Below are 10,294 nucleotides of genomic sequence, written 5' to 3'. Positions count from 1 at the left end.
CGGGGGCGGCCGGCACCCCCGCGGACTCCGCCACGGCCTGCCAGCCGGTGAGGCAGAAGCGGGCGCGCAGGCGTTTGCCGCCGGTCAGCGCGGCGGCCGCGGAGGCGACGAACGCGACCGCCTCGGCGCCCAGGCCGTCGGCCTCGCGGCGGCGGTCGTCCGCGAATCTCTCCACTCGCTGGGAAACCGCCTCGATCGGCGCCAGGGTGGGTGTCACGGGCCTAGCCTAGTTCTTGCGGGCACGCGTAGAATCAGTAGGTACTCGAGTCGATCACGAGGGGGATGCATGCCACTGTCAGAGCAGGAGCAGCGTCTGCTGGACGAGATGGAACGCCATCTCATGCACACTGACGCAGACGTCGTCAGCGCGCCCCGCGAAGGTCAGGCTCTCAGCTATCGGAACATCGTCTACGGCGCACTGCTGGTGCTGCTCGGCCTGGGCGGCGTCATCGCGGGTGTGTCCACGGGCATCATCGCGATCGGGGTCGTCGCCTTCCTCGCCATGGTGGGCGGGGTCGTCCTGGCGGTGACGCCCACGCGCGGCGGGACCGCGCGCGTGCGTCACGAGGGCGGGACCAAGAAGGCGCCGTCGTCCGCATCGTCGTCCGGGTCGTTCATGGATCGCATGAACGACCGCTGGGACCGCCGTCGCGACGGTCACTGACCGCACACGGAAGGAACAGAGCACCGACCTCAGGGTCGGTGCTCTTCTCTTTGCCCGGATCCGGATTCTCACGCGGAATCACGCGCTTCCTCATAGTGGAGTGGAGGAAAGTGGAGTAAAGTGGTGAGTACGTGACGAGGCCGGTCGGACGGGGGTGGTGGATCGATGCTCTTGGGCACGCACACCCCGCGGCTGGACGACAAGGGGCGCGTCATCCTCCCGGCGAAGTTCCGCGACGACCTGGGCCCCGGCGTCGTCATCACGCGCGGCCAGGACCGCTGCCTCTACGTCTTCGCCGCCGACGAGTTCGAGCGCATCCACGAGCGCATCCGTGAGACGCCCCTCACCAACAAGCAGGCGCGCGACTTCCTGCGGATGTTCCTCTCCGGCGCCAGCGCCGAGAAGCCCGACAGCCAGAACCGCATCACCATCCCGCCCGCCCTGCGCGCCTACGCCTCCCTCGACCGCGACCTGGTCGTGACCGGCGTCGGCGCGCACGCGGAGATCTGGAACGCCGACGCGTGGAACGCCTACGCGGAAGGGAACGAGGAGACGTACGCCGAGCTCGAGCAGGAGGTGATCCCGGGCCTCTTCTGACCCCCGGCCGTGACTCCCAGCCGCACGCCCTGACGCACTTCCCCGGCGCCAGGTCGGAGCGGATGGGGATCAGGGCCGGGGGTCCCGGCCCCCGCATCATGGACCTGCACGAGATCCACACCCCCGTCCTGCTCGAGCGCTGCGTCGAGCTGCTCGCCCCCGCCATCGGCCACGAGGGCGCCACCGTGGTGGATGCCACCGAGGGCATGGGCGGCCACTCCGTGGCGCTCCTGGAGCGGTTCCCGCACCTGCACCTGGTCGGCCTCGACCGCGACACCGACGCCCTGCGCATCGCGGGGGAGCGGCTCGCGCGGTTCGGCGATCGCGTCACGCTCGTGCACACCGTCTACGACGGCATCGCCGCGGCGGTCGCGTCCACCGGGCGGCGCCGGGTCGACGGCATCCTGTTCGACCTCGGCGTCTCGTCGCTGCAGCTCGACGAGACCTCGCGCGGCTTCGCCTACGCGCACGACGCCGAGCTCGACATGCGCATGGACCAGACCGGCGGCGTGACGGCCGCCGACGTCCTGGCCACGTACGGCGAGGGCGACCTGCGGCGCATCTTCGAGCGCTACGGCGAGGAGCGCCTCGCCGGCCGCTACGCGCGCGCGATCGTCGACGCCCGCCGCACCGCGCCGATCGAGCGCTCCGGCCGGCTCGTCGAGATCCTCGTCGCCGCGACGCCCGCCGCCGTGCAGCGCGAGCGGTCGGGCCACCCGGCCAAGCGGGTGTTCCAGGCGCTGCGCATCGAGGTCAACGGCGAGCTCGCGGCCCTCGAGCGGGCGCTGCCGGCGGCACTCGACCTGCTCCGCGTCGGCGGCCGCATCGTCGTGCTGTCGTACCAGTCGCTGGAGGACCGCCTCGTCAAGCGGGCCTTCGCGCAGGCGTCGTCCTCGACCGCGCCGGCCGGCCTCCCCGTCGAGCTCCCCGAGCACGCGCCGCGGTTCCGGCTGCTCGTCAAGGGCGCCGAGCTCGCCTCCGACTCCGAGCGCGCGGTCAACCCGCGCGCCACCCCGGTGCGTCTGCGTGCCGCCGAACGAATGAAGGATGCCGCATGAGCAGCGCCGCACTCTCCTCCGCACTGCCCGCCCCCCGGCGGGCGCCGCGCCCGCGGCTCCGGCTGGTGGAGCGGCCCGCCCCGGGGCGCCGCCCGCGGCTGCTCTACGGCGTCCTCGCGGTCGGCACGGCGGTCGCGATCGCCGGCGCGCAGATGGGGCTCTCCATCCTCACGACGCAGACCTCGTACCAGGTCGCCGACCTCACGCAGCAGCAGCGCGAGCTCTCGTGGCAGGCGCAGATGCTCGAGGACGACGTCGCCGGTCTCAGCTCGCCGCAGTTCCTCGCCGCCAACGCCGCCGCGCTCGGCATGGTCATCAACGAGTCGCCGAACTACCTGCGGCTGAGCGACGGCGCCGTCATCGGCGGCGGCCAGGCGGCGGCCGGAGTCTCCAGCATCGACGCGCTCTCTCGCGCGTCCGTCCCCAACGCGCTCGTCGGCGACACGCCGCTCGTGACCGACCCCAAGGCCAGCATGCAGCAGGGCGCGTCGGCCGACACCGAGCTGCTGCGCAATACCCCGACACCCCCGCCGATCACCGACGGTCTGCCCACTCCCGCCACACACTGAGAGTATGACGACCCGCGCCACCCGGAGCCCGCGCCGCCGTACCGTCGTCGCGCTCGCCGTCGTCCTCGCGGTCCTCGCGGCCTTCGTCGTGCGGCTCGTGGACATCCAGGTCGTCAACGCCAAGGAGCACCTCGCCGACTCGTTCTCGCTCGGCATGGAGAGCGGCCGCACGCTGCACGGCACCCGCGGCAAGATCGTCGACACCACGGGTGCGACGCTGGCCACCAGCATCCTGCTCTACGACGGCGTGCTCGACCCGATGAACGCCGTCAAGGGCGTGCCGAAGGGGGATGCCGACCCGGCGAGCACCGATCCGGCCGACCGGATCCCGTGGGAGGAGCTGGCCGGGCGCATCGGCGCCGTCACCGGCCAGAGCGCCGCCGACGTCCAGCAGATCGTCGCCGACGCGCTCGCCGAGAACGCCGGGTCGCGGTTCGCCTACCTGAAGCGGTCGCTGACGACCGAGCAGTACCGGCGCCTCGCCGACCTGGACCTGCCCTTCCTGTCCTTCGAGCAGCATCCGGCGCGCACCTACCCCGACGGCGCCGTCGCGGGCAACGTGATCGGCTTCGTCGGCTCGGACGGAACCCCGCTCGAGGGCATCGAGTCGCTGCAGGACGGCTGCCTCGCCGCCACCGACGGCAAGATCCGCTACCAGCGCGGCAAGGACGGCGTCGTCATCCCCGGCACCGAGGTGTCGCAGCCGGCGGTCGACGGCGGCACGCTGCAGCTGACGATCGACCGCGACCTGCAGTGGTACATGCAGCAGCTCATCGCCGAGCAGACGCAGAACCTCGGCGCCGACAGCGGCGCGATCCTCGTCGTCGAGGTCGCCACCGGCAAGATCCGCGCCGCCGCCGAGTATCCGACGGTCGACCCGAACGACTTCGACGCCGTCGAGGCCGACGACCGCGGCACCAGGCTCTTCCGCTACTCGTACGAGCCGGGCTCGACGTTCAAGCCGGTCACCGCCGCCACCGCCATCGAGGCCGCGGGCCTGACGCCGCTGTCGACCGAGGTCGTGCCCGACCGCGAGATCTTCCCCAACGGCGCCGACATCTCCGACTCCGAGCCGCACGACACCGAGACCATGACCCTCGCCGGCGGCCTCGTGAACTCCTCCAACGTCGCGATGTCGAAGTTCGGCTCGCAGGTGTCGCCGGAGGTGCGGCTGGAGTACCTGAAGAAGTTCGGCGTGGGAGCGGGCACCGCCCTGGACTGGTCGGGCGAGCCCGACGGCGTCTACCTGCCGGTGGAGGACTGGGACAACCAGACGCTCTACACGACGACGTTCGGCCAGGCGTTCACCGTCACCGCTCCGCAGGTCGCGAGCGTCTACCAGACCATCGCGAACGACGGCGTGCGCATGCCGCTGTCGCTCGTGGAGTCGTGCACGACGGCCGACGGCACGGTCGAGAAGCCCGACCTTCCCGGCCCCGAGCGCGTGATCAAGAAGGAGACCGCCGCCGACGTGAGCCTCATGCTCGAGAACGTCTTCGCGCAGGGCACGCTCGCCGAGGACATCGCGATCCCCGGCTACCGCATGGCGGGCAAGACCGGCACCGCGCAGAAGGTCGACCCGGCGACCGGCACCTACAAGGACAACCTCTACTACACGTCGCTGGTCGGGTTCGCACCCGCGGACGATCCGAAGTACGTTGTCCTGACGGCGTTCGACGAGCCGAAGAAGGTCCGGATGTCGGCCGCGAACCGGCCCGCGTTCGTGAAGGCGATGACGCAGGTGCTCAAGCACTACCGCATCATGCCGTCGGGCTCGACGACGCCGCTCCTCCCGTTGACCGACTGATGCGACTGGGCGAGGACTGACATGATCCGGATGACGCTGGCCGAGGTGGCCCGAGCGGTCTCGGGGACGCTCGTCCCCTCCGAGGGGGCCTCGCCCGACGACGTCGTGTCGGGCGCGGTCGACACCGACTCGCGCGAGATCGGCCCGGGCGACGTCTTCGTCGCCAAGCCCGGCGAGACGACCGACGGCCACCGGTTCGTCGGCGCCGCGGTCGACGGGGGCGCCGTGCTCGCGATCGTCGAGCACGAGGTCGACGCCCCGGTGTCGCAGATCGTCGTCGCCGACGCCGTGGCCGCGCTCTCCGACCTCGCCCGTGCCGTCGTCGCCGGTGCCCGCGCCGGCGGGCTCCGCGTCGTCGGCATCACCGGCTCCAACGGCAAGACCACCACGAAGAACCTCCTCGCGCGCATCCTCCGCGACGAGGGCGCCACCGTGGCCCCGCGCGGCTCGTTCAACAACGAGGTGGGCGCCCCCCTCACGATGCTGCGGGTCACCGAGGGGACCCGCTTCCTCGTGAGCGAGTTCGGCGCGTCGGGACCGGGCGAGATCGCCCAGCTCGCGGGCCTCGTGGGCCCCGACGTCGGCGTCGTGCTCATGGTCGGCATGGCCCACGCGGGCGGCTTCGGCGGGGTCGAGGCGACCGTCAAGGCCAAGACCGAGCTCGTCGAGCAGGTGCGTCCCGGCGGCGTGGCGGTGCTCAACGCGGACGATCCGCGCGTGGTCACGATGGCCGCCGTCGCCGAGGCGCGCGGCGTGTCGGTGCGCTGGTTCGGCCGCGGCCCCGCCGCGGACGTGCGCGCCGACGACGTCGAGGTGTCGGCCGACGGGACGAGCTGCGTCGTCGTCGCGGGCGACGAGCGCGTGGCGCTGCGCCTGCGCGTGCTGGGCGAGCACCACGTGATGAACGCGCTGGCCGCCGTCACCGCCGCGCTGGCCCTCGGGGTCACGCTCGGCGACGCCGTCGCCCGGCTCGAGACGGTCGAGCTCGCCGAGCGGTGGCGCATGCAGCCGCTCGGCTCGGACAGCATCCGGATCATCAACGACGCGTACAACGCGAGCCCCGACTCCATGGCGGCGGCCCTCCGGACCCTGGCCCAGATCACCGCGCCCGGCGAGCGCAAGGTCGCCGTCCTCGGCGCGATGAGCGAGCTGGGCGAGTTCGCCGGCGAGGAGCACGACCGGGTGGGCCTGCTGGCGGTGCGCCTGCGCATCGAGCGCATCGTCGTGGTCGGCGCCGATGCCCGGCGCCTGTTCCTCGCCGCGGTGGGCGAGGGCTCGTGGGACGGCGAGGCCGTGTTCTTCGAGACGCCGGAGGACGCCTACGACTACCTCGTGCACGAGCTGCGCTCCGGCGACCGCGTGCTCGTGAAGTCCTCCAACTCCGCGGGCCTCCGGCACCTCGGCGATCGTCTGGGAGAATTCTTCTCGTGAGATCACTCCTTGCATCCGCGACGATCTCGCTCGCCTTCACCCTGTGCCTCACGCCGCTGTTCATCCGGATGTTCGAGCGCTGGGGCTGGGGTCAGGTCATCCGCACGCCCGACGACGTGTCGAACCCGAGCCACCACGCCAAGCGCGGAACGCCCTCGATGGGCGGCATCGTCTTCATCCTCGGCACGCTCGTCGGCTACTCCGTCGGCACTCTGAACGGGGGCGCGCCGCCGTCCATCTCGGGCCTGCTGGTGCTCTGGATGATGGTGGGCATGGGCGCCGTGGGCTTCGTCGACGACTTCATGAAGGTCCGCTCGCAGCGGAGCCTCGGCCTGTCGGGCTGGCGCAAGGTGGTCGGGCAGATCCTCGTCGCGGTGCCCTTCGGCATCCTCGCCCTCTCGTTCCCCGACGCGCGCGACCAGACGCCGGGATCGGCGTACGTGTCGTTCTTCCGCGACATCCCGGTGCTGTCGTTCATGGCGCTCGGCGCGGTGATCGGCTGGATCATGTACCTCGTCTGGGTGTCGTTCCTCTCGGTCGCGTGGTCGAACGCCACCAACCTCACCGACGGCCTCGACGGCCTGGCCACCGGGTCGGCGATCTTCACCGTCTCGGCCTACAGCCTCGTCACCTTCTGGCAGTTCCAGCAGCGCTGCACGAGCGACGCGCTCGTGTCGGCCTACTACGCGGCGTGCTACAACACGCCCAACACCATGGATCTCACGATCGTCGCGGCGTCTTTCGTCGGCGCCTTGGTCGGGTTCCTGTGGTGGAACGCGCCGAAGGCCAAGGTCTTCATGGGCGACGTGGGCTCGATGGCCATCGGCGGCGTCATCGTGGCGATGTCGATCCTCTCGCGCACCGAGATCCTCGCGCTCATCATCGCCGGCATCTTCGTCATCGCGCCCGGCTCGGTGGTGCTGCAGCGGTACTACTTCAAGCTCACCGGCGGCAAACGCCTGTTCCTCATGAGCCCGTTCCACCATCACCTCGAGATGCGCGGCTGGCCCGAGATCACGATCGTCGTGCGGCTGTGGATCGTCGCCGGCATCCTCGCCGTCACCGGCGTCGGCCTGTTCTACGTCGCCTGGCTGGCGCTGATATGAGCGCGCCCCTCGCGGAGCTGACCAGCTGGCGCGCCGACTGGCGGGGTCTCAAGGTCGTCGTCCTCGGCCTGTCGGTGACCGGGTTCTCGGTCGCCGACACGCTCGCCGAGCTCGGCGCCGAGGTGCTCGTGGCGACCGAGCGGGCCGACCCGGAGTACGAGCGGCTCGTGCCCGTGATCGGGGCGCGGCTGTGGACCGGGCCGCTCGACCCGGTGCCCGACGCCGTGCGCGAGCACGCGCCCCAGGTCGTGGTGGCCTCGCCGGGCTTCCCGCCGCACCACCCGGTGATCGCGTGGGCGCGCGAGAGCGGCGTCGCGGTGTGGGGCGACATCGAGCTGGCCTGGCGCGTGCGCGACAAGGTCGTGCGCGCCGACGGACGGCCCGCCGACTGGGTGCTCATCACCGGCACGAACGGCAAGACCACGACGACCCGCCTCGCCGCGACGATGCTCGTCGCCGGGGGCCTGCGCGCCGTGCCGTGCGGCAACATCGGCACGCCGATCCTCGACGCCGTGCGCGACCCGGCCGGCTTCGACGTGCTCGTCGTCGAGCTGTCGAGCCACCAGCTCTGGTACCTGGGCCTGCAGCAGGACGGGCCCGACCCGGTCTCGCCGCACGCCAGCGTGTGCCTCAACCTCGCCGACGACCACCTGGAGTGGCACGGCTCGTTCCTCGCCTACCGCGACGCGAAGGCGGTCGTCTACGCGCACACGCGCGTCGCGTGCGTGTACAACAAGGCGGATGCCGCGACCCGGCGCATGGTCGAGGAGGCCGACGTCGTCGAGGGATGCCGCGCCATCGGGTTCGACCTGGGCGTGCCCGGGCCGAGCGATCTCGGGGTGGTCGACGGCATCCTGGTCGACCGCGCCTTCCTCGAGGAGCGCCGCACGAGCGCGCTCGAGCTCACGACGCTCGACGAGCTCGCCGCGCGCGGGCTCGCCGCCCCGCACATCGTGGCGAACGCGCTCGCCGCGAGCGCCCTCGCGCGCTCGCTGGACGTCGCGCCGGCGGCGATCCGCGAGGCGCTGGACGGCTTCCGGCTCGACCCGCACCGCATCGAGGTCGTCGCCGTCGACGGCGGTGTCACGTGGGTGGACGACTCGAAGGCCACGAACCCGCACGCCGCCGCGTCGTCGCTCGCCGCCTACCCGGGCGCCGTATGGGTCGTCGGGGGCCTCCTGAAGGGCGTCGACATCGGCGAGCTCGTCGCCGGGCGCGGCCCCACCGCCAAGGCCGCGATCGTGATCGGGGTGGACCGGGCCGCGGTCGTGGCGGCGTTCGCCCGACACGCGCCCGCGGTGCCGCTGTTCGAGGTCGATGCCGCTCAGACTGAAGACGTCATGGCGGACGTCGTCGAGCTGGCGGCGGAGATCGCCCGCGACGGGGACGTGGTGCTGCTCGCCCCGGCCGCGGCATCCTTCGACCAGTTCTCGTCGTACGCCGACCGCGGCCACCGCTTCCAGGCGGCGGTGCGCGCCCGGATCGGACGAGGCGGAAGGGAGCCCGGTGGCGACGACGACGCACGGACCGACCCGGCCGGCGACTCCGCCCGCTGAGCCCGCGGAGAGCTCCGGGCGGCGCACCTTCTCGGCGCGCGTGATGCTCGGGAAGGCCTTCGCGCCGGTCCCGAGCGAGTTCCTGCTGATCGCCTCGACCGCGCTCCTGCTCACCGGCTTCGGCCTGGTCATGGTGCTGTCGGCGACGATGGCCACCGACACCGCGGCGGGCGTGAGCCCGTTCGAGACGGTCATGAAGCAGGGCATGTTCGCGCTCCTGGGCATCCCGCTCATGTTCATCGCGAGCCGGCTGCCGATCCTGTTCTGGAAGCGCATCGCGTGGCCCGCGCTCATCTTCGGCGTGCTGTTCCAGCTTCTGGTGTTCGTGCCGGGCCTGGGCGTGGAGAACGACGGCAACCGCAACTGGATCGTCATCGGCGGCATCCAGGCGCAGCCGTCGGAGTTCCTGAAGCTCGCCCTCGCCCTGTGGCTCGGCTACGTGCTGTACCGCAAGCACACGCTGCTGGGGCTGTGGCGGCACGTGTTCATCCCGGTCGTGCCGGTGGGGGCAGTGGTGATCGGCACCGTGATCCTCGGCAAGGACCTCGGCACGGCGATGGTGCTCGTGCTGATCCTCCTCGGCGCGCTCTTCTTCTCCGGCGTGAAGCTGCGCATCTTCGTGCTGCCGCTCATCCTCGCGATCGGCTCCGTCGCGGTGCTCGCCGTCACGAGCCCCGACCGCATGCGGCGCATCATGAGCTTCCTCGACGTCGACACCGCCGCGTGCTACTACGACGACTGCTACCAGTCGCTGCACGGCATCTGGGGGCTCGCCGGCGGCGGCGTCTTCGGCCTGGGGCTCGGCAACTCGCGCGAGAAGTACTCGTGGTTGCCCGCGGCCGCGCACGACTACATCTTCGCGATCGTCGGCGAGGAGATCGGGCTCATCGGCTGCGCCGTCGTGCTCGTGCTGTTCGCCCTGTTCGCGGTGGGCTCGTTCCACGTCATCCGCAAGACCCTCGACCCGTTCGTGCGCATCGTCGCCGGCGCCATCACGGTGTGGATCGTCGGCCAGGCGCTCATCAACATCGGCGTCGTGCTGCGGCTGTTCCCGGTGCTCGGCGTGCCGCTGCCGTTCATGTCGCAGGGCGGCACGTCGCTGCTGTCGGTGCTGATCGCGTGCGGCGTGCTGCTGTCGTTCGCGCGGACGCTGCCGTCGCATCAGGTGCAGGCGCGACCCGCCGGGGCTCGCCCGGCATCGCCCCGCCCGGCACCCGCGCGCACGTCCGCCCGTCGCGGGTAGGGTCGAGCGGGTGACCACCTACCTGCTGGCCGGCGGCGGCACCGCCGGGCACGTGAGCCCGCTGCTCGCGGTCGCCGACGGGCTGCGCGCGCGCGACCCCGAGGCGACCGTGCTCGTGCTCGGCACGCGTGAGGGGCTCGAGGCGCGCCTCGTGCCCGAGCGCGGCTACGAGCTGCTCACCGTCGACAAGGTGCCGTTCCCGCGACGGCCGAACGGGGCCGCCGCGCGCTTCCCGGCCCGCCGGCGGCGCGCCCTCGCCCAGG

Annotated in this window: 10 protein-coding genes and 1 pseudogene; 10 read left to right on the top strand and 1 reads right to left on the bottom strand. The window is 72.0% G+C overall.

The window, feature by feature from the left end; translation table 11 throughout:
• Nucleotides 1-217, bottom strand: a pseudogene (locus tag WML84_RS09280) (polyprenyl synthetase family protein); the annotation flags it as partial.
• Between the two features lie 69 nt (nt 218-286).
• On the opposite strand from WML84_RS09280, the gene WML84_RS09275 reads away from it, so the two are divergent.
• The 10 genes from WML84_RS09275 to WML84_RS09230 form a co-directional block, all read left to right on the top strand.
• Entirely contained in the window at nt 287-664 is a 378-nt protein-coding gene (locus tag WML84_RS09275) for a DUF3040 domain-containing protein (RefSeq protein WP_347345861.1), read from the top strand.
• Between the two features lie 165 nt (nt 665-829).
• Nucleotides 830-1,261, top strand: coding sequence for a division/cell wall cluster transcriptional repressor MraZ (gene mraZ, locus WML84_RS09270; protein ID WP_347345860.1), 432 nt, complete (start codon nt 830-832; stop codon nt 1,259-1,261).
• Between the two features lie 98 nt (nt 1,262-1,359).
• The gene (gene rsmH / locus WML84_RS09265) at nt 1,360-2,319 is read left to right on the top strand and encodes a 16S rRNA (cytosine(1402)-N(4))-methyltransferase RsmH (protein WP_347345859.1); all 960 of its coding nucleotides are present in this window, start codon (nt 1,360-1,362) and stop codon (nt 2,317-2,319) included.
• Nucleotides 2,316-2,888 carry a hypothetical protein gene (locus WML84_RS09260; protein ID WP_347345858.1) on the top strand — a complete coding sequence of 191 codons (573 nt, stop codon included), beginning with the start codon at nt 2,316-2,318 and terminating at the stop codon, nt 2,886-2,888. The genes rsmH and WML84_RS09260 overlap by 4 nt, the downstream gene beginning before the upstream one ends.
• Nucleotides 2,889-2,892: 4 nt before the next feature.
• Complete coding sequence (locus tag WML84_RS09255) at nt 2,893-4,695, top strand: penicillin-binding protein 2 (RefSeq protein WP_347345857.1); 1,803 nt, start codon at nt 2,893-2,895, stop codon at nt 4,693-4,695.
• Between the two features lie 21 nt (nt 4,696-4,716).
• Complete coding sequence (gene murF, locus WML84_RS09250; RefSeq protein ID WP_347345856.1) at nt 4,717-6,126, top strand: UDP-N-acetylmuramoyl-tripeptide--D-alanyl-D-alanine ligase; 1,410 nt, start codon at nt 4,717-4,719, stop codon at nt 6,124-6,126.
• The gene (mraY, locus tag WML84_RS09245; protein WP_347345855.1) at nt 6,123-7,232 is read left to right on the top strand and encodes a phospho-N-acetylmuramoyl-pentapeptide-transferase; all 1,110 of its coding nucleotides are present in this window, start codon (nt 6,123-6,125) and stop codon (nt 7,230-7,232) included. Before murF ends, mraY begins: the two co-directional genes overlap by 4 nt.
• Complete coding sequence (murD, locus tag WML84_RS09240) at nt 7,229-8,788, top strand: UDP-N-acetylmuramoyl-L-alanine--D-glutamate ligase (RefSeq protein ID WP_347345854.1); 1,560 nt, start codon at nt 7,229-7,231, stop codon at nt 8,786-8,788. The genes mraY and murD overlap by 4 nt, the downstream gene beginning before the upstream one ends.
• Before the next feature lie 40 nt (nt 8,789-8,828).
• A complete protein-coding gene (ftsW, locus tag WML84_RS09235; RefSeq protein ID WP_347345853.1) occupies nt 8,829-10,031 on the top strand; it encodes a putative lipid II flippase FtsW in 1,203 nt (400 codons plus the stop codon).
• Nucleotides 10,032-10,041: 10 nt separating this feature from the next.
• Nucleotides 10,042-10,294: glycosyltransferase (locus tag WML84_RS09230; protein WP_347345852.1), on the top strand; the 253-nt coding region annotated here is incomplete at its 3' end.

The organism is Microbacterium sp. (genome assembly GCF_039812165.1).
GTDB lineage: Bacteria > Actinomycetota > Actinomycetes > Actinomycetales > Microbacteriaceae > Microbacterium.
The sequence above is the reverse complement of the archived record's forward strand: the minus strand, read 5'-3'. Positions and strand labels throughout refer to the sequence as shown.